At 68.5% G+C, this 23,506-nt stretch carries 19 protein-coding genes, 2 pseudogenes and 1 riboswitch; of the genes and pseudogenes, 13 read left to right on the plus strand and 8 right to left on the minus strand.

Features of this window, described 5'->3' with window-relative positions:
- The 5 genes and pseudogenes from G3N96_RS29565 to G3N96_RS29585 all read left to right on the plus strand — a co-directional run.
- A pseudogene (locus tag G3N96_RS29565) lies at nt 1-281 on the plus strand (MCP methyltransferase); the annotation flags it as partial.
- A gap of 46 nt (nt 282-327) precedes the next feature.
- A complete protein-coding gene (locus G3N96_RS29570) occupies nt 328-1,035 on the plus strand; it encodes a chemotaxis protein CheW (RefSeq protein WP_206139387.1) in 708 nt (235 codons plus the stop codon).
- A complete protein-coding gene (locus tag G3N96_RS29575; RefSeq protein WP_206139388.1) occupies nt 1,032-3,341 on the plus strand; it encodes a hybrid sensor histidine kinase/response regulator in 2,310 nt (769 codons plus the stop codon). The genes G3N96_RS29570 and G3N96_RS29575 overlap by 4 nt, the downstream gene beginning before the upstream one ends.
- On the plus strand, nt 3,338-4,357 hold the full coding sequence (locus G3N96_RS29580) for a chemotaxis response regulator protein-glutamate methylesterase (protein WP_206139389.1): 1,020 nt from the start codon (nt 3,338-3,340) through the stop codon (nt 4,355-4,357). The genes G3N96_RS29575 and G3N96_RS29580 overlap by 4 nt, the downstream gene beginning before the upstream one ends.
- 70 nt (nt 4,358-4,427) lie before the next feature.
- Nucleotides 4,428-4,531: riboswitch (Fluoride riboswitch) on the plus strand.
- 79 nt (nt 4,532-4,610) lie between these two features.
- On the plus strand, nt 4,611-5,852 hold the full coding sequence (locus G3N96_RS29585; protein WP_206139390.1) for a voltage-gated chloride channel family protein: 1,242 nt from the start codon (nt 4,611-4,613) through the stop codon (nt 5,850-5,852).
- Between the two features lie 86 nt (nt 5,853-5,938).
- Here the strand turns inward: G3N96_RS29585 and G3N96_RS29590 are convergent, their stop codons facing one another.
- Nucleotides 5,939-6,652 carry a riboflavin synthase subunit alpha gene (locus tag G3N96_RS29590; RefSeq protein ID WP_206139391.1) on the minus strand — a complete coding sequence of 238 codons (714 nt, stop codon included), beginning with the start codon at nt 6,650-6,652 and terminating at the stop codon, nt 5,939-5,941.
- A 186-nt stretch (nt 6,653-6,838) separates the two neighbouring features.
- On the opposite strand from G3N96_RS29590, the gene G3N96_RS29595 reads away from it, so the two are divergent.
- The gene (locus G3N96_RS29595) at nt 6,839-7,810 is read left to right on the plus strand and encodes a phosphatase PAP2 family protein (protein ID WP_206139392.1); all 972 of its coding nucleotides are present in this window, start codon (nt 6,839-6,841) and stop codon (nt 7,808-7,810) included.
- 80 nt (nt 7,811-7,890) lie between these two features.
- On the opposite strand, the gene G3N96_RS29600 is transcribed toward G3N96_RS29595, so the two are convergent.
- Nucleotides 7,891-9,753 carry an ABC transporter ATP-binding protein gene (locus G3N96_RS29600; protein WP_206139393.1) on the minus strand — a complete coding sequence of 621 codons (1,863 nt, stop codon included), beginning with the start codon at nt 9,751-9,753 and terminating at the stop codon, nt 7,891-7,893.
- A gap of 474 nt (nt 9,754-10,227) precedes the next feature.
- Here G3N96_RS29600 and G3N96_RS29605 point away from each other — a divergent pair, with 474 nt between their 5' ends.
- The gene (locus G3N96_RS29605) at nt 10,228-11,109 is read left to right on the plus strand and encodes a Dyp-type peroxidase (protein ID WP_206139394.1); all 882 of its coding nucleotides are present in this window, start codon (nt 10,228-10,230) and stop codon (nt 11,107-11,109) included.
- 102 nt (nt 11,110-11,211) lie between these two features.
- On the opposite strand, the gene G3N96_RS29610 is transcribed toward G3N96_RS29605, so the two are convergent.
- The gene (locus tag G3N96_RS29610; RefSeq protein ID WP_206139395.1) at nt 11,212-11,613 is read right to left on the minus strand and encodes an OsmC family protein; all 402 of its coding nucleotides are present in this window, start codon (nt 11,611-11,613) and stop codon (nt 11,212-11,214) included.
- A 104-nt stretch (nt 11,614-11,717) separates the two neighbouring features.
- Nucleotides 11,718-12,641, minus strand: a complete 924-nt coding sequence (locus G3N96_RS29615; RefSeq protein ID WP_206139396.1) for a LysR family transcriptional regulator — start codon at nt 12,639-12,641, stop codon at nt 11,718-11,720.
- A 498-nt stretch (nt 12,642-13,139) separates the two neighbouring features.
- On the opposite strand from G3N96_RS29615, the pseudogene G3N96_RS29620 reads away from it, so the two are divergent.
- The 6 genes and pseudogenes from G3N96_RS29620 to G3N96_RS29645 all read left to right on the plus strand — a co-directional run.
- Nucleotides 13,140-14,189: pseudogene (locus G3N96_RS29620) on the plus strand (helix-turn-helix domain-containing protein); the annotation flags it as partial.
- Nucleotides 14,141-15,457: an Nramp family divalent metal transporter gene (locus tag G3N96_RS29625; RefSeq protein ID WP_206139397.1), complete on the plus strand. Its 1,317-nt coding sequence runs from the start codon at nt 14,141-14,143 to the stop codon at nt 15,455-15,457. The pseudogene G3N96_RS29620 and the gene G3N96_RS29625, both read left to right, overlap by 49 nt.
- 81 nt (nt 15,458-15,538) lie before the next feature.
- Nucleotides 15,539-16,129 carry a phosphatase PAP2 family protein gene (locus G3N96_RS29630; RefSeq protein ID WP_206139398.1) on the plus strand — a complete coding sequence of 197 codons (591 nt, stop codon included), beginning with the start codon at nt 15,539-15,541 and terminating at the stop codon, nt 16,127-16,129.
- Nucleotides 16,130-16,596: 467 nt separating this feature from the next.
- Nucleotides 16,597-17,385, plus strand: a complete 789-nt coding sequence (locus tag G3N96_RS29635; RefSeq protein WP_059521513.1) for an SDR family oxidoreductase — start codon at nt 16,597-16,599, stop codon at nt 17,383-17,385.
- 37 nt (nt 17,386-17,422) lie between these two features.
- Entirely contained in the window at nt 17,423-18,439 is a 1,017-nt protein-coding gene (locus G3N96_RS29640) for an NADP-dependent oxidoreductase (protein WP_124576267.1), read from the plus strand.
- A gap of 206 nt (nt 18,440-18,645) precedes the next feature.
- The gene (locus G3N96_RS29645) at nt 18,646-19,161 is read left to right on the plus strand and encodes a thioesterase (RefSeq protein WP_206139399.1); all 516 of its coding nucleotides are present in this window, start codon (nt 18,646-18,648) and stop codon (nt 19,159-19,161) included.
- 43 nt (nt 19,162-19,204) lie between these two features.
- Here G3N96_RS29645 and G3N96_RS29650 read toward each other — a convergent pair whose 3' ends face one another.
- From G3N96_RS29650 to G3N96_RS29665, 4 genes are all read right to left on the minus strand, one after another.
- Nucleotides 19,205-20,257, minus strand: a complete 1,053-nt coding sequence (locus G3N96_RS29650) for an AI-2E family transporter (protein WP_206139400.1) — start codon at nt 20,255-20,257, stop codon at nt 19,205-19,207.
- A 236-nt stretch (nt 20,258-20,493) separates the two neighbouring features.
- Complete coding sequence (locus G3N96_RS29655) at nt 20,494-21,078, minus strand: YSC84-related protein (RefSeq protein WP_124576269.1); 585 nt, start codon at nt 21,076-21,078, stop codon at nt 20,494-20,496.
- Nucleotides 21,079-21,142: 64 nt separating this feature from the next.
- A complete protein-coding gene (locus G3N96_RS29660; protein ID WP_206139401.1) occupies nt 21,143-21,535 on the minus strand; it encodes a DUF883 family protein in 393 nt (130 codons plus the stop codon).
- Between the two features lie 285 nt (nt 21,536-21,820).
- Nucleotides 21,821-23,506 (minus strand): ExeM/NucH family extracellular endonuclease (locus G3N96_RS29665; RefSeq protein ID WP_206139402.1); only part of this gene is annotated, 1,686 nt, incomplete at its 5' end.

The raw sequence follows: 23,506 nt of genomic DNA on the forward strand, positions 1-23,506 counted from the left end.
TGCAGGCGCTGGCGAATGCCGGCGCGTTCGACGAGGCCGAGCGCGTGCTCGCGCAATTCTCGGCGCGCGTCGGGCCGCATGCCGATGCGTTCTACCTGAACGGGCTGATCGCGGACGCGCGCGGACGCGCCGCGGAAGCCGGCGACTTCTACCGGAAGGCGCTGTACCTGCGGCCCACGCACCACGAGGCGCTGACCCATCTGGCGACGCTGCTCGACGTCGGCGGCGATCGTGCGGGTGCGCAATGGCTGCTCGAGCGCGCACGGCGCTCGGCCGGCTGACAAGACGATGGGTTGGGGACCGACACCGCGATGACCAGAGGAATCCATGAACCGCGCCGCCGCTGCCATTGACGAGACGACGATCGACGTCGACGATTGCTGGAACCGGATCGGCACGCGCGGCGACCGCACGTGCGAGCGGCTGAACGACTGCCTGCGCTGCCTGAACTGCCCGGTGTACGCGTATCACGCGGCGAAGCTGCTCGAGCGCCCGCTCGACGGCGCCGAGATGGCCGACACCACGCGCCGGATGAGCGCCCCCGGCGCGCCGCACGTGCACGACGCCGATGCCGATGCGCACCACGCGGCGCTGGCGTTCCGCGTGGCTGACGAGTGGCTCGCGCTGCCGATCGGCGTGCTGCGCGAGATCGCCGGCACGCGCCCGATCCATTCGCTGCCGCATCGCCGCCATTCGGCCGTGCGCGGCGTGGTCAACATCCGCGGCACGCTGCGCATCGCGATCTCGATCGGCGCGCTGCTCGGCCTCGATGCCGGCAAGGGCGGCAAGAGCGGTGACGACGGCCGCTTCACGCGGCTGCTGGTGGCCGCGCACCAGGGCGAGCCGGTCGTGTTTCCGGTCGACGAAGTCGAGGGCGTGCTGCGCTTCGGCGCCGCCGACTGGGTGCCCGTGCCGGCGACGGTCGGGCGCGCGAGCGCCGGCCTGTCGCGCGGCGTGCTGTCGTGGCGCGGCAAGTCGGTGGGCCTGCTCGACGACGACCGCCTGTTCGATGCAGTCACACGGAGCATGCGATGAGCGGCGATGACGACCTGAGCCACCTGTCGCTGCTCGAGCTGTATCGCGAGGAGACGCGCACGCAGACCCAGGCGCTGTCCGAGCGGCTGCTCGCGCTCGAATCGGGCGAACCCGATTCCGTCGCGCTCGAGGCATGCATGCGCGCCGCGCATTCGCTGAAGGGCGCCGCGCGCATCGTCGGCGTGCCGCTCGGCGTCGATATCGCGGGGCGGATGGAAGAGTGCTTCGTCGCCGCGCAGGCCGGCACGATCGCGCTGACGGCCACGCACGTCGACGTGCTGCTGGCGGGCGTCGATCTGCTGGTGCGCGTCGGCGATCCGCAAGGGCAGCCCGTCACGCAGACGGAGATCGACGTGTTCGCGGCGGCGCTGACCGGCGCCGACGGCGCGCAGACGATGCAGGCGGCGGCCGCGGCCCCGCCGCCGGTGCCGCCGTCGATCGTCCCGTTTAGGGAGCACGACGGCGCCGCGAACGAACCCGTCGGGGCCAGCGCCGCGGTGCCGCCGCTTGCGGTATCGGGCGGAGTGCCCGATCCGGCCCAGGCCGGCCGCGTGGCCGGCGCCGGCGCGATGCGCCGCGTGCGTGCGGATACGCTGAACCGGCTGCTGAGCCTGTCCGGCGAATCGCTGGTCGAATCGCGCTGGCTCAAGCCGTTCGCCGAATCGATGCTGCGCGTGAAGCGCGCCCAGCGCGACGCGGCCCGGTCGCTCGATTTGATGTACGAACAATTTGCCGAGGATCTCGACCCGGGCATGCTCGCGTCGATGAACGAAGTGCGGCACATGCTCAACGACCTGCAGCGTTCGCTCGCCGAGCGCATGGACGAATTCGACCGCTTCGAGCGGCGCAGCACGCATATCGCCGAGCAGCTGTACGACGAAGCGCTGCAATGCCGGATGCGGCCGTTCGGCGACGCGACGCGCGCGTATCCGCGCATCGTCCGCGATCTCGCGCGCTCGCTCGGCAAGCAGGTGCGTTTCTCGATCGTCGGCGAGGGCACGCAGGTCGACCGCGACATCCTCGACCTGCTCGACGCGCCGCTCGGCCACCTGCTGCGCAACGCGATCGACCACGGCGTCGATTCGCCGGAGGCGCGGCGTGCGCGCGGCAAGCCGGCCGAGGCGAGCGTGACGCTGGAGGCGCGCCACAGCGCCGGCTCGCTGCTGGTCAGCGTGATCGACGACGGGCCCGGTGTCGACATGGACGCGCTGCGCGCGGCCGTCGTGCGCCAGCGCCTGACCGACGACGAGACGGCCGCGCGGCTGTCCGATCCGGAACTGCTCGAATTCCTGCTGCTGCCGGGCTTCTCGATGCGCGATGCGGTGACCGACGTGTCGGGCCGCGGCGTCGGCCTCGACGCGGTGCAGGAGATGGTGCGCGGCGTGCGCGGCGCGGTGCGGATCTTCAACGAGCCGGGTGCGGGCATGCGCTTCGTGCTGCAGTTGCCGCTCACGCTGTCGGTGATCCGCAGCCTGCTCGTCGAAGTGGGCGGCGAGCCGTATGCGTTTCCGCTCGCGCACGTGCGCCGCACGCTCGAACTCGCGCACGACGATATCGACGTGCTCGAAGGGCAGCCGCATTTCCCGTTCGACGGCCGGCGCGCGGGCCTCGTCGCCGCGCACCAGTTGCTGGACGCGGGCGAGCCCGACGTCGCGCGCACGAGCACGGCGGTCGTGGTCGTCGGCGCGGAGCCCGAGTTGTACGGCGTCGCGGTCGACCGCTTCCTCGGCGAGCGGATGCTCGTCGTGCAGCCGCTCGACAGCCGCCTGCACAAGATCCAGAACATCGCGGCCGGCGCGCTACTCGAGAACGGCGACCCGGTGCTGATCGTCGACGTCGAGGACCTGATCCGCTCGGTCGACAAGCTCGTGCGCGGCGGGCAGCTCGCGCGGCTCACGCGTGATCCGCAGCTCGCGCTTGCCGACCGGCGCCGCCGCGTGCTCGTCGTCGACGATTCGCTGACGGTGCGCGAGCTCGAACGCAAGCTGCTGGAAAAGCGCGGCTACGACGTGACGGTCGCGGTCGACGGGATGGAAGGCTGGAACGCGGTGCGCAGCGATGGGTTCGATCTCGTCGTCACGGACGTCGACATGCCGCGCATGGACGGCATCGAACTCGTCACGCTGATCAAGGGCGATCCGATGCTCAAGCGCTTGCCGGTGATGATCGTGTCGTACAAGGATCGCGACGAGGATCGCCGTCGCGGGCTCGATGCGGGCGCCGACTACTACCTCGCGAAGAGCAGCTTCCACGACGAGGCGTTGCTCGACGCCGTGCATGACCTGATCGGGGACGCGCGAGGATGAACATCGGCATCGTCAACGACCTGCCGCTGGCCGTGGAGGCGCTGCGCCGCGTGATCGCGCTGCGCACGGACCACCGCGTGCTGTGGGTCGCGACCGACGGCGACGAGGCGGTGGATTTCTGCGTCGCGCATCCGCCCGATGTCGTGCTGATGGATCTCGTGATGCCGAAGGTCGACGGCGTGGCCGCGACGCGCCGGATCATGGCGCGTGCGCCGTGCGCGATCCTGATCGTGACGGCGAGCGTCAGCGCGAATACATCGTCGGTCTACGAGGCGATGGGCGCCGGCGCGCTCGATGCGGTCGACACGCCGACGCTCGCGCTCGGGCTGTCGACGGACGCGTCGCCGCAGGCGCTGCTCGCGAAGATCGACCAGATCGGCCGGCTGCTCGAAAGCCGCACCGCGGCGCTCGTGCCGCCGGGGCCGGCGCCCGAGCGCGGCCAGCCGACGCTCGTTGCGATCGGCGCGTCCGCGGGCGGCCCGACCGCGCTGACCGCGCTGCTGCGGGCGCTGCCGGCCGATTTTCCGGCGGCGATCGTGATCGTCCAGCACGTCGACCAGGCGTTCGCGCTCGGGATGGCCGAGTGGCTCGACGGCTATACGCGGCTGCCGGTGCGCGTCGCGCGGCAGGGCAGCGTGCCGCAGGCCGGCGAGGTGCTGCTCGCGGCGACCAACGATCACCTGACCCTGTCGCCGCGCGGCGTGCTCGGCTATACGCGGCATCCGGTCGAGACGCCGTACCGGCCGTCGATCGACGTGTTCTTCAACAGCGTCGCCGACGGCTGGCAGGGCGAGGCGTTCGGCGTGCTGCTGACGGGCATGGGGCGCGACGGCGCGCTCGGCCTGAAGGCGATGCGCGCGAAGGGCTGCTACACGATCGCGCAGGACGAGGCGACCAGCGCTGTTTACGGGATGCCGAAGGCGGCCGCGGCGATCGGCGCGGCGTCGGCGATCCTGCCGCTGGAGCGGATCGCACCGCAGCTGATCTCGCGCATCACGCGCCCGCTGCGCGACTGACGGCGTCCATGGCGTGCGCGGCGCCGTCCCGCAGCCGCATTGCGGGCGGCGCGGGGCGTCGCGTACAATGGCGGCCAGCGGAGATGGCATGCCTCCCAGCGGTCGTACGCGGCGCATTGCGCACGGTGCGGCCCTCAACCGCCGGCTCGCCCGGCTGATGATGCCTGCGTGTTCCTGGGTCGTCAGGAGGTCGCAGGCCGTCCATGCGGATTTCTGCCGCCCAGGTTTTGATGTTCCGTCGAATCTGGAAATCATGTTTTTCACGACTTCTGCCGATCTTCTCGCGACCGTGCGCTATGTGTGCCGCTGGCTCGCGCTCTCGGCCCTGCTCGGCACGCTGGCCGGCACGGCTTCCGCCCTGTTCCTGATCGCGCTCGACTGGGCGACCGGCACGCGCGTCGCGCATCCGGGGCTGCTGTGGGGGCTGCCGGCCGCCGGCTTCGCGACCGGCTGGATCTACCATCGCTTCGGTCAGTCGGTCGCGCGCGGCAACAACCTGCTGATCGACGAGATCCACGACCCGAAGGCGCTGGTGCCGAAGCGGATGGCGCCGCTCGTGCTCATCGCGACCGTCGTCACGCACCTGTTCGGCGGCTCGGCCGGGCGCGAGGGCACGGCCGTGCAGATGGGCGGTGCGCTCGCCGATCGCGTCACGCACGTGTTCCGTCTCGATCGAGAACATCGCCGCGTGCTGCTGATGGGCGGCATCGCGGCCGGTTTCGCATCGGTGTTCGGCACGCCGCTCGCGGGCGCCGTGTTCGGGCTCGAGGTGCTCGCGATCGGGCGCGTGCGGTACGACGCGCTGCTGACCTGCGTCGCCTCCGCGATCGTCGCGGACGTCGTCTGTCGCGCGTGGGGCGTGCATCACACGGCCTATGCGATTCCGGTCGTGCCGGCCGTGTCGGCGACGGGGCTGGCCGTGACGGTCGTCGCGGGCATCGCGTTCGGCGTGGTCGGGCGGCTGTTCGCGTTCGCGACGCATGCGCTGACCGCGTGGTTCAGGCGCGTCGTGCGCTATGCGCCGCTGCAGCCGGTGCTCGGCGGCCTGCTGGTCGCGGCTGCCGCCACCGCGCTGAACGTGCCGCAGTATCTCGGCCTCGGCATCCCGACGATCGAGGCCGCGTTCCACGGCCCGCTGCCGCTCTACGATTTCGCGGGCAAGTTCGCGTTCACCGTCGTCACGCTCGCGTCGGGGTTCAAGGGCGGCGAAGTGACGCCGCTGTTCTACATCGGCGCGACGCTCGGCAATGCGCTCGGCCAGGTGCTGGCATTGCCGGTGCCCGTGCTCGCGGGGCTGGGGTTCGTCGCGGTGTTCGCCGGGGCGGCCAATACGCCGATCGCGTCGACGATCATGGCGATCGAACTGTTCGGCGCGGATATCGGCGTGTATGCGATCGTCGCGTGCGTCGTCGCTTATCTGTTTTCAGGGCACGCAGGGATTTACCGGTCGCAGCGGGTGGCGGTGGGGAAGGGGGCGCAGGCCGAAGCGGAGTGACATCGGCGTGCGGAGCGGCCGGCCGGATCGTGCTGGCTGAAACCGCTACCCGGCGATCGCGCGGATCACCGGGAACGGGGCGAGCGTCACGCCTTCGGCAGCTTCGCGACGTTCCGCGCGAGCAGTTCCTCGATATCGATGCCCTTCTCCGCCAGCAGCGCGGTGACGACACCGTTCAGTTCGCCGAGCGTCTCCTTGACCGCTTCCCGGATCGTATCGACGACGACCTGCGTGCTGCGCTCGATCTCGATGTTGACCGTGTCGTTCACGCCCTTCGCATCGAAGGTCGTCGCGCGCCGCGTTTCGGGAATCAGCCAGACATCGAACCAGCCTTCGTCGCGGTTGACGTCGGACACCGTCAGGCTGCAGCCGTTGATCGCGATATAGCCCTTCGCGAACACATACCGCTTGAACGCCTCCGGCACGCCGATGCGCACCATCCGGTTGTGTTCGGACATCGCGATGTGCCGGATGGTCCCGGTGAAATCCACGTGGCCGGACAGCGGATGCCCGCCGATCTCCGCGCCGTCCTTCGCGGCCCGCTCCACGTTGATGTGCGCGCCCGTCGTGAGGTCGGCCAGCGTCGTGATCCGCAGGCTCGGCAGCATCACGTCGAAGTCGATCAGCTCCGGCGAATGGATCGTCGTCACCGTCAGGCAGACGCCGTCGACCGACACGCTGGCGCCGATCTCGATATCGGTGGTGAACCGCTCGGGGAATTCGATGCTGAACGTTCTCAGTTCGCCGTGATCCTTGATGGCCTTGATGACGCCAACACCCTGAACAATGCCTGTAAACATGATCTGCCTTTCGTCGCAAATTGCCTAGCCGGTATGATAAGTGATCCGGAGAGGGGGCGTCGGGGCCGGACGGGGCGGCGTCGCCTGACGGACGGCGGCGTATCATTCTCCAGCGCTCGCTGGAATACGGCACGAAGCCGCGGCGAGCGATTGCGAGGGTCGGCAGAAAAGAACGAGAAACGGGGTATGTCGAACAATATGCGGAAAATCTACGTGACCGCGTGGCTGGTGACCATCATCCTGATAATCGTCGACGTGATCTGGGCATGCCGCGTCGATTTCCGGATTGCGAAGGGCAGTCTGGTGCAAAGCGCCCAAGTGCTGTCCGCCGTCCTCGCCGTCGCCGTCGCGTCCGGGCTCGCATCGCGCCCATCATACAAAGTGCCGGCCAGAAAGGCGTTCTACGAGAATGTCGCGCAATCGTTCCAGTGGATCGCGTTGATGTCGGTATTCATGCATGCCGGCGCGCTCCTTCAGTATCTCGCTGTAGCAACCGATCTGCCGCTCGTGAGTGATGCGCTGGTATCGATCGATGCCGCGCTCGGATTTCACTGGCTGCAAACATATGGATGGGTGATGGCAAATCCGGGTTGGCATGCGGTGCTCCAATTCGCGTATGCATCCGGCAGTGTCCAGCTTCTTGCGATCCCGATCATCCTTACGCTGACGTCGAACTCGAAAGACTACGCCGAGTTTGCGGTGCAATTTATCGTCGCAGTCATCGTGTCGATCCTGATTGCTGCCTGGCTGCCGGCCGAGAGTGCGTTTCTCCACTTCGACGTTCGCGATCCCGGAACGGTTTCCACCGTATCGGACTTCGCGCCGGTGCGAAGCGGAGTCGTCCGGGAACTGGCATTCGCGTCGTCCCAGGGGCTCATTTCCTTTCCGTCGCTTCACACGATCCTTGCGCTGTGCTTCGCGTATTCGCTGCGGCATGTGCGCTTCGTCTTCCCGGTCGGCATCGCGCTGAACGGCATGATGATCGTGTCGACGCCGACGCAGGGCGGGCATTACCTGTGCGATGTGTTGTCGGGGATCGTGATCGGCGGACTGCTGATTTATCTCGTTCGCAAGGGGTTTGCCAGTCAGCGCACGGTGGAACGCGTGGCGCCCCGCAACGAAGCCGATGACGGACGCACCGGACTGGTGAATTCCTGACGATTGCATCGATGTCCCGTGCAGCGCATCCGGGCGCACGGTGGCGGTGTGCCGCGCGCCCGGATGCGATGGGGTTTCCGTCAAGCTTCCGCCGGCTCCCCCAGCGGGCCGGCGTCACCGTTCACCCTGCGTCGCGGCGTATCGATCAAGCCCTTCGCCAGCTCCAGCGCCTGCCGCTCGAACAGCCGGCGATAGATGCCGCCTTCGATCCGGATCAGCGCGTCGTGGCTGCCTTCCTCGATCACCTTGCCGCGATCGAGCACCAGCAGCCGGTCGAGCGCGCGCACCGTCGACAGCCGGTGCGCGACCACGAGCGTCGTGCGGCCGACCATCAGCCGCTCCATCGCCTGCTGGATCAGCAGCTCGCTTTCGCTGTCGAGGCTCGACGTGGCTTCGTCGAGGATCAGGATCGGCGCATCGGCGAGGAATGCACGCGCGATCGCGACCCGCTGGCGTTCGCCGCCCGACAGCTTGATCCCGCGTTCGCCGACGAGCGTGTCATAACCGTCCGGCAGCGTGGCGATGAAGTCGTGCGCGCTGGCGAGCCGCGCGGCGCGCTCGATGTCGGCACGGCTTGCATCGGGGCGCGCATACGCGATGTTCTCGGCCAGCGTGCGGTGGAACAGCACGGGCTCCTGCTGGACGATCGCGATCTGGCTGCGCAGCGAATCCTGCCTGACCTGCGCGATGTCCTGGCCGTCGATCGTGATGCGGCCGCCCGACACGTCGTACAGGCGCTGGATCAGCTTGATGAACGTCGTCTTGCCCGATCCCGAGTGGCCGACGAGGCCCACGCGCTCGCCCGGCGCGATGCGCATCGAGAAGTCGTCGTACAGCGGCACCGGATGGTTGCCGTAGCGGAACGTCACGTGCTCGAAGCGGATCTCGCCTTGCCCGATCCGGATCGCCGGCGCGCCGGGACGATCGTCGATGCCGAGCGGCTGGCGTTCGAGCGCGACGAGTTCTTCCATGTCGTTCACCGAGCGCTGCAGGTTGCGGATGTGCATGCCGACGTCGCGCAGGTAGCCCTGCAGCATGAAGAACATCGTCAGCGCGAACGCGATGTCGCCGACGCTTGCCTCGTCGTTCGCCCACAGCCGCAGCGCGACGCCGATCATCGCGGCCTGCATCGCGACGAGCATCGCGCCCTGTAACCCGCCGTTGAACGTGCCGCGCACCCACGTGCGGCGCGTGCGTTGCCGCCACTTGCCGATCACGCGCGCGAGCCGCGCTTCCTCGCGCGTTTCCGCGCCGAACGCCTTCACGACCGCGTTGCAGCTCACGGCATCGGCGAGCGCGCCGCCCATGCGCGTGTCCCACAGGTTGCCGAGCCGTGCGGCCGGCGCGACGATGCCGAGCGACACCGCTACCGTCACCGTGATGTACAGCAGCGAACCCGCGCCGACGACGAGCCCCATCACGGGCCAGTGCGTGCCGAGCAGCACGGTGGCGCCGACGAGCATCGTGACCGACGGCAGCAGCGCGATCAGCACGGTGTCGTTCAGCAGGTCGAGTGCCCAGATCCCGCGCGTGATCTTGCGCACGGTCGAGCCCGCGAAGCTGTTCGCGTGCCAGTCGGTCGAGAAGCGCTGCACGCGATGGAACGACGCGGCCGCGATCTCGCTCATCATCTTCAGCGTGAGCGTGATGATGTTCAGGTAGACGCCTTGCCGCAGCACCGTCGCGCCGAGCCCGAGCGCGGCGAGCGTGCCGAACGCGACGAGGGCCGCATGCCACGCGGCGGCGCGGTCGGTCAGGCCGGTCGACAGCGCGTCGACGAGGCGGCCGGCGAACAGCGGCGTGAGCACGTCGGCGAGCGCGGCGAGCAGCGCAAGGCTCGCGACCGTGGCGGTGCGGGCCGGCTGCTTGCGCCAGTAGCGGAAGGTGAAGCCGAAGACGGCCTGGAATGCCTGGCCGCCCAGATGGGAGGTTTTTCTGGTCATTTATCGTTGCCCGGCGCATCGCGCGACGGGACTTTCCGGTTCGGAGAACATCGAAAACGCAACAGCCGGGCCGCGCGAAAATCGCGGGCGGAAAAACGAAACGGGCTGTCGGGAAACGGCGCGGCTGACGGGTTAGCGGAAAACTCGGGAGCCGGCGCGAACGGCGGGCTGGATCAGCTGCGCCGTGGGACCACGTTCGGGAAGGTTGCTGGCATTCGGAACATCTGCACCTCCCCTGAAGTGAACGGTTGAAAGGACGCCGAAAAGACGTGAAAAGATTCTATCAGCAGTGAAGGGCGCGCCGCAACGTCTGACGAATGCGGCGTTGCAGCGTCGATACGGTTAATATTCCGGGTTTCGGCCCTTCTTTTGCGGCCTTTCCCCAGTGCGGCAGCAAGGGCCGGCACGCGCGTCGATTACACTTCGGCGTCTGCGGCGCGCGCAGATTCACCACGATACATTCCTGAGGAAACGATGAGTGACGTTCAGCAAGGCATCCTGACCCCGATCGATACGGCGGCCCGATACCTCACTTTCACGATGTCGAATGACGGCAATGTGGCGGCGGCGCTGGCCGCGCTGCGCGAGATCGTCGACGGACGCGACACGGTGGTCGGGTTCGGGCATGCGCTGGCGGCGCACCTCGGGCACCTGGTGCCGGGCCTGACCGAATTCCCGACGTTCGCGGTGAAGGACCGCACGCTGCCGATAACGCCGGCCGACGTGTGGGTCTGGCTGCGCGGCGACGATCGCGGCGAGATTGTGTTGCGTGCGCGGGCGATCGAACGCGCGCTGGCGCCGGCGTTTGCGTTGCAGGATGCGGTCGACGGTTTCCGCTATTCGAACGATCGCGACCTGTCCGGCTACGAGGACGGTACGGAGAACCCGGAAGGCGACGACGCGGTGGCCGCGGCGATCGTGACGGGGCAGGGCGCGGGGCTCGACGGCGCGAGCTTCGTCGCGGTCCAGCAATGGCTGCACGACTTCGACCAGATGGAACGCATTCCGTCGGGCGACATGGACGACATCGTCGGGCGCCGCCGCTCGGACAACGAGGAACTCGACGACGCGCCCGAATTCGCGCACGTGAAGCGCACCGCGCAGGAAAGCTTCGAGCCCGAGGCGTTCATGCTGCGTCGTTCGTCGCCATGGTCGGACGCGCGTCGCGCGGGCCTCTACTTCGTCGCGTTCGGCTGCTCGTTCCGCGCGTTCGACGTGCAGATGCGCCGGATGAGCGGCGCGGATGACGGGATCGTCGACGGCCTGTTCCGCTTCACGCGGCCGCTGACGGGCGCGTATTTCTGGTGCCCGCCGCTGAAGGACGGCAAGCTCGACCTGTCCGCGCTCGGCCTGTAAGCGCCTGGCGGGTTCGACGAAACGGGGGGCCGCGCATCGTGCGCGGCCCCCCGTTGCCTTTTGCGCGGCGAGCGTGCGCCGTGTGCTTTCATGCGTGGCGTGTCAGTTCAACGTCGTGTCGATCCGCGTGCCGCGCTTGATGAACTGCGTGACAGGCGTTTTCTCGCAGATTTCGGCGAGGCGCTGGCGTTGCGCTTCATCGAGCGGGCCGTCGAGCGACACGACGCGGCGCACGTATTGCGTGCCGTCGCGATCGGCATGCAGCTCGGTGCGCACGTCGATGCGCGTGGCCGGCCACGTCTTGCGCTGCATGTACATCCGCAGCGTCGCGGCCGTGCATTGCGCGAGGCCGGCCAGCACGAACTCGTACGGCGCCGGCCCGCGATCCTGGCCGCCTTCGCGGGGCGCTTCGTCGCCGGTCAACGCGTGCGTGCCGGCCTGCAGCTGGACGACGTAGTCGGGCGCGTCGGCGTCGAGGACGGCGGCGGCATGGATGAGCGACATGGCAAGTCTCCGGTCAGCGGAAAGAGGGAAAGGGAAGCGGGCGCCGCGTGGCGGCGCGCAGCCGCCAGCATACCGCCCCGATCGGGACGGCGTGCGCCGCGCGGCTAGGCGTCGGTGACGCTGGCGCTGCTGCGCACGAGCGCGGCGATACGTTCGCGTACCCACTGGTGCGCGCGATCGGCGTCGCGCGATTCGTGCCAGTACGCGAGGAGCGGGAACGGCTTGAGCCGCAACGGCAGCGGCCGCACGACGATCGGCAGCAGCGCGGCCATCCGCACCGCATAGGTGTGCGGCAGCGTGACCAGCAGGTTGCCGGTCGCGGCGATCTGGCATGCGGCGAAATAGTGCTGGCAGGTGAGCCGGATATCGCGGAAGCGGCCGTCGTTGCCGAGCAGCACGTCGAGCGATTGCGGCTCGCCGAGCGACGACACCGCGACATGGCGTGCCGCGAAATAGTCGCCGCGCCGCAGCGGCTCGCGCGCAAGCGGATGATCGCCGCGCAGCGCGACGACGAGCGAATCGTCGAGCAGGTGTTCGGTGGCGATGCGCGGGCCGGTCGGTACGCGGCGATCGACGGCGAGATCGAGATTGCCCGATGCGAGTTCGCGCTCGATGTCGGCCACCGCGATGCGGCGGCTCACGAGCCGCAGGCCCGGCGCTTCGTCGGCGAACGCGGCGACGATCCGCGGCAGCGCGATCGATTCGAGCACGTCGCGAATGCCGACCGCGATGCTCAGGTCGAGCGTCGCGGGATCGAATGCCGACGGCGCGCGCGCGGTGCCTTGCAGGCCCTTCAGGTGCAACTGCACGTCCGCGATGATCGTGCGCGTGCGCTCGGTTGCGACGACGCGGTTGCCCTGCCGCACGAACAGCGGATCGTCGAAATGCGCGCGCAGCCGGTTGAGCGCATGCGTGACGGCCGGCTGCGTGAGGTGCAGCGCGCGGGCGGCCGCGCCGATGCCGCCATGCACGTAGACGGCGTCGAGCACGCGAAACAGGTTCAGGTCGAGACGGTGATCGGCGGGCACGGGGCGCGGGTGGCGTGGTGAAGGGTGGACCGATTCTAAAGGATGCGCAGGCAACGGATACGGCGAGCTTTCCTGCGTGGCAATCGATGGCACGGGATACGAATCGATATCATTTGAGCCGATATTCGGTTGTGCATTTATCCGGATATCCGACGCAATAAGTCGCAATGAAAATGCGCGGATTGCGCGGCATGCAATCGTAATAATGGGCAATATCGGCCCGGGCAATTCCACACAGGGCCGCCGGCAAACCGTGACAGCCTGTAGTAATCCGCCATCATGCTGTCCACGTCGGCCATTTCGCGCCAAAGGCGCGACCCGTTCGGCTAAGATGCCGTCGCTTCATATTTCGGGATAGCCGTCCTGTCGCACGCATTCAAACCAAATATAAGCCTGACAGTTCGACGGTATTAGAAGAAGTCGAACAAGTCGGGGGCTTGGCCAGTGAATGCAGCAGATCAGAGATGGGTCGTTATCTATTTGAGTACGGGATTTTCGTTGGCCCAGGCCGCGCGTCTTGGCGAGGCTTTCAACCTGGCGAATCGCCTGCACGCATACAGTGCCGACTACCAGTTGAAGTACGTATCCGAAAGCGGGGGACTGGTGCAGTCGTCCTCCGGCGTGAGCATCGCGGCCGATCCGCTCGGTGACGAGCACGGCCGCCGCGCGCTCGCGTTCTTTCATCTTCACGGTGACCGCGCGGTCGTCAACTGGGACGACGCATTGCAGCGTCGCCTCGCCGACATTCGCCGTCATGCGCGCTGGATCGTCGACGGGATGGACCTGCCCGCGCTCGCGGCCATGCAGCGTCCGTCGGCGGCGCTCGAAGGGCGGCCCGGCCGGGGCGGGCGGCGGGTCGCCGCGACGGTCGAGCTGCAGGCCGGCGAAACCGACGTGTTCGCCGCCGTGCTCGACATGTTCCGCGTCGAGCTCGGCGACATTGCCGCGCAGGAGATCGCCAGCAACCTGCTGCGGCCGGTCGAGCAGCGCTATGCGCAGTCGATGTGGGCCTTTCGCGAGCTGAGCGCGAGCCCGTCGATCCGGATGTCGGCGCAGCGGCTGCGCGCGCAGAGCGTGAACCGCATCTCGATCGCGAACGCCGCCCAGGCCGCCGCGATGAGCGAGCGCAACTTCCTGCGGCGCTTCAAGAAGGAAATCGGCGTGACGCCGACCGAGTTCGTCCAGCACGTGCGGCTCGAGCGCGCGTGCCACATGCTGGTCCACACGACGCTGCCGGCCGACAAGGTCGCGCGCCGCACCGGATTCGGCAGCGGCGAGCGGCTCGCGAAGCTGTTTCGCCAGCGCATGCTGATGTCGCCGACCGAATTTCGCGTCTCCGAGCGCGAAAGGATCCTCACCCGTGGCGTGCGGCCGGCCGATGCGGGCGAGGGCGCCGGCGACGGCACCGAGGGGCATCGCGCCGCGTGACAGGCCATGCGGGAGAAAATCGGGCGGATACCCGTAGAATCGTCCTGTCCCGATCTCGAGCCCCGGTTTCCATGTCCTTTCTCCCCACCACCGCCACCGCCCCGTTCTGCCCGTCGGAAGTCAAGGGCAGCATCACGATCGATGCCGCCGCGCCGCGCTGGCAGAAGCTCAAGCGCTTCTTCGGCCCCGGCCTGCTGGTCGCGATCGGCTACATGGATCCCGGCAACTGGGCGACCGACATCCAGGCCGGCTCGCAGTTCGGCTATTCGCTGCTGTGGGTCGTCGCGTTCTCGAGCCTCGCGGCGATCTTCCTGCAGATGCTCGCGGCGCGGCTCGGCCTCGTCGCCGGCAGGGATCTCGCGCAGGCCAGCTACGACCGCTATGGCCGGTTCGGCCGCATCGTGCAGTGGGTGACCGCCGAAGTGTCGATCATCGCGTGCGACATCGCGGAAGTCCTCGGCTGCGCGCTCGCGTTCAAGCTGCTGCTCGGCGTGCCGCTCGCGTGGGGGATCGTGCTGACCGCGCTCGACACGGTGATCGTGCTCGGCCTGCAGGGCAAGGGGTTCCGGCAGATCGAGGCGATCGTGCTGGCGCTGATCGCGACGATGGCGTTCTGCTTCGTCGCGCAGGTCGCGATCACGCCGCCCGACTGGCACGCGGTGGTCGGCGGGCTGGTGCCGGGCGATCCGGGCCACGACCGCAAGGACGCGATCGTGCTCGCGCTCGGCATCGTCGGCGCGACGATCATGCCGCACAACCTGTACCTGCATTCGTCGGTCGTGCAGACGCGGCACGTGGTCGGCGGCGCGCGCGGGATGATCCGCGACACGCTCGCGCTGGTGCGCATCGATACCTGCGTGTCGCTGTTCGTCGCGATGCTCGTCAACGCGGCGATCCTGGTCGTCGCGGGCGCGGCCTTCCATGCGACGGGCCAGCACAACGTGACCGACATCGAGCAGGCCTACCACCTGATTACGCCGATCGCCGGCGGCGCGGCGGCGCTGCTGTTCGGCATCGCGCTGCTCGCGTCGGGGCAGAGCTCGACGCTGACCGGCACGATCGCCGGCCAGGTGATCATGGACGGCTTCCTGCATACGAAGATCCCGTGCTATCAGCGCCGGCTGATCACGCGCGGGCTCGCGCTCGTGCCGGCGCTGATCGGCGTGCTGTGGCTTGGCGACAACTCGGTGGGGCAGCTGCTCGTGTGGAGCCAGGTGCTGCTGAGCCTGCAGCTGCCGTTCGCGATGTGGCCGCTGATCCGCTCGGTCAGCGATCGCAACACGATGGGCGAGCACACGATCGGGCGCGGGATGCAGATGGCCGCGTGGGCGCTGTTCGCTGTCATCACCGGCACGAACCTGTTGCTGATTACCGGTGTCGCGGGCTGATACAGCCTGTCACAGGCTGACACAGCCGCGCGGCGCGCATGCGGTAAACTGCGGCCTTTCGATCGTCGTCCGAAGTCCGTTATGTGGAGTGAAATCAGCAACATCGGCGATGCCGCGCTGACCTTGCCGATCGCGCTGACCTGCGCGGCGTGGTTCGCGCTCACCGACTGGCGCCTCGCCGTCCGCTGGGGCGTGCTGCTCGCCGCCGGCATGGGCCTCGTCGGCGCCACCAAGATCCTGTATGCCGGGTGCGGCATCGAGCTGCCGCAATTCGATTTCCGCGTGATCAGCGGCCATACGATGCTGTCGACGTCCGTGTGGACCGTCGCGCTGTCGACGCTGTGGCAGGCGTTCCGGCCGGGCAAGGCGCCCGGCATCGCGGCCGGGCTGGCCGTCGGCGCGATCACGGCCGTCGCGCGCGTGTTCGATCATTCGCACACCGTGCCGGAGGTGATCGTCGGCTGGATGCTCGGCGCGCTGGTCGCGCTGGTGTTCCTGCGCGGCTACGACAGCGCGCGGCAGCGTGCCTTCTCGCCGCGGGTCGCGGCCGTCTGCCTGCTGCTCGTGTCGGGCATCGCGTACGGGCACCGTGCGCCGTTCCAGCAGATGATCGACACCCATTCGCCGCAACTCTGCGCGTTCGTGCGCGCGCCGTCGGGCGACGGATTCTGACGGTAGCCGGTCGCGGCGCCCCGGCGCCGCTTTCTTGCCGCCGGCATTCGCCCGGCGGTTGCACGATTCGACACCGTTCATCTTCCCGGCCGCTTTCGCGTCTGCGCGGAACGCCGCGCTTCGTCATTCCCCGAATCAGCGATCCGGCCCGTCTGCATCATCCGCGGGTGCAGCCGGCCCGCACATGCGTGCCGACACGCGATGGTCATGAACGGCGCCTATGACTGGGCATAACGATTATTCATTTCATCGATTGGCGGCATTCGCGTACGCTGGCTGTCGTTCAACCGGGGCAGGCTGTCCGGCGCGTCCGGCACGCGTCAGGTTCATCTCGATATACTCGTCGAAACCGTGCGGCGCCTCGTGATGTCGAGGCACGGTCGACCGGCCCGCGTCGGCCGGAACAGGCACGGCCCACCCGTCGCGGCAGCGTTCCGCGACGACGATTCACGATAGGAGCAGGTCACATGACAGTCGTTTCTTCGCGCCTTGCCGGCAAGTGCGCATACATCACGGGCGCCGCGGGCGGCCTCGGCCGCGCGATCGCGCGCCGGATGGTCGAGCAGGGCGCGCGCGTGTTCGTGACCGACATCGCCGACGCGGCGGTGCTCGACGCGTTCGCGCAGGAACTCAACGCGGGCCATGCGACGCCGGTCGCGTTCGCCGCGACGCAGGACGTACGCGACGAAGCGCGCTGGCAGGCGCTGCTCGCGCAGGCGGTCGATGCGATGGGCGGGCTGTCGGTGCTCGTCAACAACGCGGGCGTCGGCTCGATCGGCTCGCCCGCGCAGATCGAGCTGGACGAATGGCGGCGCGTGATGGCGATCAACGTCGAGAGCATCGTGCTCGGCTGCAAGCATGCGCTGTCGTATCTGGCCGAGAGCCATCCCGCGTCGATCATCAACATCTCGTCGGTCGCCGCGTTCAAGGTCGAGCCGGATTTCACCGCGTACAACGCGTCGAAGGCGGCGGTCGCGTCGCTGACGAAGTCGGTCGCGATCGACTGCGCGCGCCGCGAGATCGACGTGCGCTGCAACTCGATTCACCCGGCGTTCATCCGCACGGGGATCGTCGAGCCGCTGTTCCAGTCGCTCGGCGAACGCGACGCGACGCGCAAGCTCGCGCGCGGCATTCCGCTGCGCCGGCTCGGCGAGCCGGACGACGTCGCGCACGCGGCCGTCTATCTCGCGTCCGACGAGAGCCGCTTCGTGACGGCCGCCGAACTCGTGATCGACGGCGGCATGTGCGCGGTCTGACGCGCATCCCGAACTACAACGACCGGAGGAGAACATCGTGTCCACACCCGTGAACCGCCAACTGTTGCTGAAGACGCGCCCGGAAGGGCGGGTCGGCCGCGAACATTTTTCGCTCGTCGAGACGCCGGTGCCGGCGCTCGCCGACGGCGAGGTGCTCGTGCGCGTGCTGTATCTGTCGATGGACCCGACCAACCGCGTGTGGATGAGCGACGTGCCGCAGTACCTGCCGCCCGTCGCGATCGGCGAGGTGATGCGCGCACTCGGTATCGGCCGCGTGGTCGCGTCGCGCAACGCGGGGTTCGCGGAAGGCGATCTCGTGCAGGGGCTCGTCGGCTGGCAGGACTACGCGGTCGTGCCGGCCGAGCAGGCCGCGCAGCTCGTGAAGCTGCCCGCGGCGTCGGGCCTGCCGCTGCCGACGCTGCTCGGCGCGTGCGGGATGAGCGGACTGACCGCGTATTACGGGCTGACCGATATCGCGCCGGTGCAGCCGGGCGAGACGCTCGTGGTATCGGCGGCGGCCGGCTCGGTCGGCTCGATTGCCGGGCAGATCGGCAAGATCCACGGCGCACGCGTGGTCGGCATCGCGGGCGGCGCGGACAAGTGCCGCTACCTGACCGAGACGCTGGGCTTCGACGCGGCCGTCGACTACAAGGCCGATGATTTCCGTCAGCAACTGAAGGCGGCGACGCCGGACGGCGTGCACGTGAACTTCGAAAACGTTGGCGGCGAGGTGATGCGCGCGGTGCTGTCGCGGATGGTGATCGGCGGGCGCGTCGCGCTGTGCGGCGTGATCTCGAACTACAACAGCGGGCGCGCGGCGGACGACGTCGGCGTGCTGATCTCGAAGCGGCTGACGATGCGCGGCTTCCTGATCCTCGACTATCGCAAGAGCCGCGAAGCCGTGCAGACGCTCGCGGGCTGGCTGCGCGACGGCCGGCTCAAGGCCGAGGAGACGGTTGCGGACGGTCTCGAGAATGCGCCCGACGTGCTGAATCGCCTGTTCGACGGCGACCATCGCGGCAAGCTCGTGCTGCGCGTCGATCCCGGCGCGTGACCGGCCCGCCGCGCAGCGTGCGATGCCGTTCGTACGTTGCCGCGAGCGGGTGCCGAACGCGGTGCGTTCGAACAATCGGGCTTTAGTTTCGGACTAGTCCCATATCTTGTCCGGACGTCTCTCCCTAAAGTGATTGCCAGCAGACAGGCGGCGTGACCGACGCGTCACGCCGCCTTTTTTTCTGGTCACGGCAGAGGAGAGGGAACATGCGAAACGACGCGAAGCGGGCGGCATCGGTGGCGATGCGCAATCGAACGGTGCGGTGCGCCGGTGCCGTGCGGCAGATCGCAATCGGGCTTGGCGTGGCGTTCGCGATGTCGAATGCGGTGGCGGCCGGGCATGCCGCGTCGGACGGCATCGTACGGTTCACGGGGGTGCTAGTCGATCTCTACGACGTGACGCTCGACGCGTGCACGGGCGAGGCGGTCGAGGGACGAGCGGTGGCGAGCGGCGGAGCGGCGGCAACGCTGCGATTCGATGCCCATGGCCGGCGTTTGCCGGGCGCCAAGGTGGCGCTGGTCGGGCCCGACGGCGCGCCGTTCTCGCCCGATGTCGCTTCGCGTGTGCGTGCAACGTGGCGCGATGCGCACGGCGATCGAAGCGTGCCGCTGGTATCGGGCCGCACGTATCGCGTCGGTCCGTATGGCGGCGTGTTGTCGCTGGCGGCGGATGAAGCAACGGGCGCCGAGGCGCCCGTCGTGATCCGCATTCGCCATCCGTGACGGCGCGTGCCGGCAGGTGCGTGGCACGCGGCCACGCGATGCGTCATTCGCCCTGTTCGGCGCGTGCGTAGATGTCCCAGCTCGCCATGAACAGCGCGGCGACGAGCGGCCCGATCACGAAGCCGTTGATGCCGAACAGCGCCATCCCGCCGAGCGTCGAGATCAGGACGACCCAGTCGGGCATCTTCGTGTCCTTGCCGACGAGGATCGGGCGCAGCAGGTTGTCGACGAGGCCGATCACGCCCACGCAGAATGCGACGAGGATCACGCACTTCCAGACCGCGCCGATCATCAGGAAGTAGAGCGCGGCCGGCACCCAGACGAGGCTCGCGCCGATCGCGGGCAGCAGCGACAGGAACGCCATCAGCGCGCCCCACAGCACCACGCCCTCGATCCCGAGGATCCAGAAGATCAGGCCGCCGAGCGCGCCCTGCACGAGCGCGACCGCGATGTTGCCCTTCACAGTTGCGCGCACGACGGTCGTGAACTTCGCGAGCAGCAGGTTCTTGTGCTCCTCGTCGAGCGGCAGCGCGCGGCGCACGCGGCGGCCGATCTCGCCGCCGTCGCGCAGCAGGAAGAACACCATGTACAGCATCACGCCGAAGCTCACGACGAACTGGAACGTGTTCTGGCCGATGCTGAGCGCCTGGGTGGCCGCGAACTGGCTGATTTGCGCGGCGCCGTCGGTCAGCTTCTTCTGGATGCCCGGGATGTTGGTCAGCCCGTATTTCTGCAGCAGGTTCTGGATCGACGTCGGCAGTGCGTGAATGATGTCGTGGAAATACTGCGAATAGTTCGGCTGGGCGTCCTTGAGCTCCTGGTACACGTACGCGATTTCCTGCACGAGCGTCGCGGCGACGAACACGAGCGGCAGGATCACGATCAGGACGATCAGCGATAGCGTCACGAGCGCGGCCAGGTTGCGCCGCTTGCCGAAGCGTGCGGCGAGCCAGCGCTGCACGGGCTGGAACAGGATCGCGAGAATGGTGCCCCAGAACACGGCTCCGGAAAACGGCGCGAGGATCCAGCAGAGTCCGGCGGTGACCGCGGCCAGCAGGAAATAGAAGAATTTTTGGTGGTCGTGTCCGCTTTCCATGGATGACGTTCGCGCAGATTGATGCGTGGTTTGATTGAATCTCGTTGCCCCGCGCGCGATCGGTTCTCGATCGTCACGGGTTCGCGGCGAAATGCGACGCAGGGCGGCCCGAAGCGGAGTATGCCCGCAAAGGCGCCGCCATCATAGCCGCTGCGCGCGGCCCATGCGAAAACGCCGCGGCCGGGGCCGCGGCGCTGCCGGGAAGCAAACGCGGCGCGATGCCGCGTGCTGCATCGTCAGATGTTGAGCTTCGTGACCTTGGTGCCGTTCACCGACAGGTCGCCCATCAGGCCCGCGTTGGTCAGGATCAGCACCTCGACCGGAGCGGTGGCGGTGTTGGAGTCGACCGCGCCGTTCGCGCCGACCTTCACGACCGCGACCGACGCATCGGCGCCCGCGGCCCAGCCTTCGGACTTGCGGAACGAGTCGAGCGCATCCTGCGTCATGAACAGGAACACGATCGCCTTCGACTGCGCGCCGGCCTGCAGGCCGACCGACAGCGACGACGTGTTGTAGTAGCCGACCGTGCTGCCGCCGACGCGCAGCGCGCCGTTGCCGGACTGGCCGCCGACGATGAAGCCGGCCTGCAGCACGCTCGGGAACACGAGTACGCCGCGCGATTTCGCGACGAGTTCACGCGAACCCGGCACCGTCGAATAGAGGCGCGACAGCGTCGCGTTGACGCTGGCGTCGATCGACTGGCGCTTCGACGCGCTGGCCGCGGCGCCTTCCGGTTTGTCCGGGGTGGTCGTGCAACCGGCGAGCGCGAGGCTGCCGAGCAGGACGGCGGCGGCGGCTTTCATGGCAAAGGTCTTCTGCATGGCGTTTCTCCTTCGTTTGTCTGATTGAGGACGGACGGGGCGGGCGCGTGGCGGCCGGCTCCGCTCAACGGCGGGCAAGGAGCAGGCCCGCAACGAACGCGAGGCCGGCGACGACGCCGGCGGTTTGCCACGGGTTGTCTTGCACGACCTGCGACACGCGTTCGGCCGAATCGCGCAGCCGGGCGGCCGCGCTGCCCGACGCATGGTCGAGTGCGCCGCGCGCTTCATCCAGCTTGGATTGCACGCGCTTGCGCAGCGCGGCGATATCGCCGTCGCCGTCGCCGTCGTTTTTCAGCAGATCTTCCAGTTCGTCGACCAGCCCGCGCAGATCGTCGGTGACGTCGTCATGCAGGTCGCGGGCGGCCGAGCGCGTCGTGCGTCCCACGCGCCGGCCCGTGCGACGAATGTCGGACAGGCCGCGGTCCAGCTTGTGTTCGATCGAGTCGGTGAGCGCCATGGTGTTTATCCTCCTTCGATTCAAGGCAAATTTGAAGATAAGACGAATCCCAGCAACCTGTGTGATTCACTTGGCCCGATTTTGTTTCGAGACAAATTTTCAATTCGTCGGCAGGATTGCCGCGAAGCCCCGCCGCATGGGGCTGCGCGGCGATTGAAAAAAATTCGCATTCCGGGCGAAGCGGCGTATCGGGCTGCGGTACGCGGTGAAGGCCCGGTAAATATCGCGTCACCCGGGCCGCCAGGTAAATAGTGCCGTTGCAGGCCTTGTGCTGATGCAAATGCACTAATCAACCGTGGGTCGAGCAGCATGGTTCGTGCCCGGGGCGGCTGACGTGCCGCCATCGCCAAGCGCGACGTCGATCACGACGGGATCGTGATCCGATGACCGGTACGCGTCGGGTGCGTAATAAATCGACCGTTGCGCGGCCGTTTTGTAATCAGGCAACGGTTGCAGGGCGACCGGCTCGTCGGCGTTGATGTGCCAGACGTGTACGGCCCTCACGCGCGCGGCGAGCGCCGGCGTGGCCAGCGCGTGGTCGAGGCTGCCCGCTTCGCCGCGAAATACGTAGCTGTACGCAGCATCGCCGACGAAGCGGGCCACCAGGTTCGCGTAGCCGCGCGACTCGAGCGCGCGCACCGGGTCTTCCTTCGCGTAGCTGTTCAGGTCGCCGATCAGCAGGACGCCGTCGGCCGTGGCGCCGGTCGGCGACGCGGCGAGCCAGTCGGCGATGCGCGCGGCGGCCCGCGTGCGCGCCGCATTCCAGCAGCCCTGGCCGTCCGACTGGTCGCGATCGGCGCCGGTCGCGTTCGGGCAGTTCTTCGATTTCAGGTGATTGACCGCGACCGTGAAGGCGCGCGTGCTGCCGGTGCGCCGGAATGTCTGCGCGAGCGGCGGGCGGTGCCGGCCGCCGAGTGAGACGGTCGCGGCGCGCCCGGCCGGCTCGACCGTGCGGCTGTCGTACAGTAGCGCGACTGCGATCGCATCGCGGCCGAGACGCGCGGTGTCGGGCTCGACCGCACGCCAGCCGTCGCCCAGTTGCGCGGCGAGACGGCGTACGGCGCTTGTTTCACCGTGGCCGTTGTTCGCGATTTCCATTAGCCCGATCACGTCGGCACGCAGCGCGCGCAACGCCGCGACGATCTTCGCCTCCTGTCGCGCGAACGCGGCGGGCGTTTTCGCACCGCGGTTGGCCGGGGCATCGAAACCGCCGCCACGTCCGTCGCCGTTGAAATAGTTGAATACGTTGAACGACACGATGCGCACGTCGGCATCGGGGTGCCGGGGCGGCGCGTCGGTGCGCGGGTTCGGGGCGGCATCGAACACCGGCGCCGCGCCGGCGACCGGTTGCAGCCGCCACGCGCCGTAGCGCAGTTCGAGCACGCCTTCGACGCCGCGTACCGTGTAGCCCGCGCGCAGCGTGTTGGCGGCGCTCAGCGCGGGCAGCGGATAGCGTACGGTCGCGGGATCGCGGCGGGTCGAGCCGTCGTCGAGCACGATGCGGTTGCGTGCGTTGGCGGTCGCGATCGCGGCGGCCTCGGCCGGCGGAGCGACGTGGGTCGGGACGCGCAGCCGGCCGTGGCTGAGGACGACGCTGCCGTAGCGGCCGAGTTCGTGGGTATCGCTGACCGTCAGCGTTTGCGGCAGGCGCACCCGCATGCCTTCGAGCGCGGCCAGCACCGCCGGGGTGGCGACGGGCAGCGTGAGCGTGGCAGGCGTGACCTGTTGCCCGCGGGCGCAGACGGTCACGCCGCCCGACAGCGTGAATTGCGTCCGGCCGTAGCGCTCGTCGACGCGGCCCGTGAGATGCACGCGATCGCCGGCCTGCGCGCGCGCGCCCGGCGCGTACACGAACACGCCTTCGGGGACGCCCGGCCGGTGCCGTCGCTGCGCGTCGGCCTGCTGGACGAAGAAGCCGCCGAGGCCGTCGGCGCCGTCGAACGCCGCGGTGACGACCGCTTCGATCGAGGG

It is taken from the genome of Burkholderia sp. Se-20373 (assembly GCF_017104705.1).
In the GTDB taxonomy this organism is placed as follows: Bacteria; Pseudomonadota; Gammaproteobacteria; order Burkholderiales; family Burkholderiaceae; genus Burkholderia.

Bases quoted from the DNA above. Each gene is read 5' to 3' on its own strand.
- G3N96_RS29570 (WP_206139387.1), top strand. From the start codon at position 328: ATGAACCGCGCCGCCGCTGCCATTGACGAGACGACGATCGACGTCGAC.
- G3N96_RS29575 (WP_206139388.1), top strand. From the start codon at position 1,032: ATGAGCGGCGATGACGACCTGAGCCACCTGTCGCTGCTCGAGCTGTAT.
- G3N96_RS29580 (WP_206139389.1), top strand. From the start codon at position 3,338: ATGAACATCGGCATCGTCAACGACCTGCCGCTGGCCGTGGAGGCGCTG.
- G3N96_RS29585 (WP_206139390.1), top strand. From the start codon at position 4,611: ATGTTTTTCACGACTTCTGCCGATCTTCTCGCGACCGTGCGCTATGTG.
- G3N96_RS29590 (WP_206139391.1), bottom strand. From the start codon at position 6,652: ATGTTTACAGGCATTGTTCAGGGTGTTGGCGTCATCAAGGCCATCAAG.
- G3N96_RS29595 (WP_206139392.1), top strand. From the start codon at position 6,839: ATGTCGAACAATATGCGGAAAATCTACGTGACCGCGTGGCTGGTGACC.
- G3N96_RS29600 (WP_206139393.1), bottom strand. From the start codon at position 9,753: ATGACCAGAAAAACCTCCCATCTGGGCGGCCAGGCATTCCAGGCCGTC.
- G3N96_RS29605 (WP_206139394.1), top strand. From the start codon at position 10,228: ATGAGTGACGTTCAGCAAGGCATCCTGACCCCGATCGATACGGCGGCC.
- G3N96_RS29610 (WP_206139395.1), bottom strand. From the start codon at position 11,613: ATGTCGCTCATCCATGCCGCCGCCGTCCTCGACGCCGACGCGCCCGAC.
- G3N96_RS29625 (WP_206139397.1), top strand. From the start codon at position 14,141: ATGTCCTTTCTCCCCACCACCGCCACCGCCCCGTTCTGCCCGTCGGAA.
- G3N96_RS29630 (WP_206139398.1), top strand. From the start codon at position 15,539: ATGTGGAGTGAAATCAGCAACATCGGCGATGCCGCGCTGACCTTGCCG.
- G3N96_RS29635 (WP_059521513.1), top strand. From the start codon at position 16,597: ATGACAGTCGTTTCTTCGCGCCTTGCCGGCAAGTGCGCATACATCACG.
- G3N96_RS29645 (WP_206139399.1), top strand. From the start codon at position 18,646: ATGCGAAACGACGCGAAGCGGGCGGCATCGGTGGCGATGCGCAATCGA.
- G3N96_RS29650 (WP_206139400.1), bottom strand. From the start codon at position 20,257: ATGGAAAGCGGACACGACCACCAAAAATTCTTCTATTTCCTGCTGGCC.
- G3N96_RS29655 (WP_124576269.1), bottom strand. From the start codon at position 21,078: ATGCAGAAGACCTTTGCCATGAAAGCCGCCGCCGCCGTCCTGCTCGGC.
- G3N96_RS29660 (WP_206139401.1), bottom strand. From the start codon at position 21,535: ATGGCGCTCACCGACTCGATCGAACACAAGCTGGACCGCGGCCTGTCC.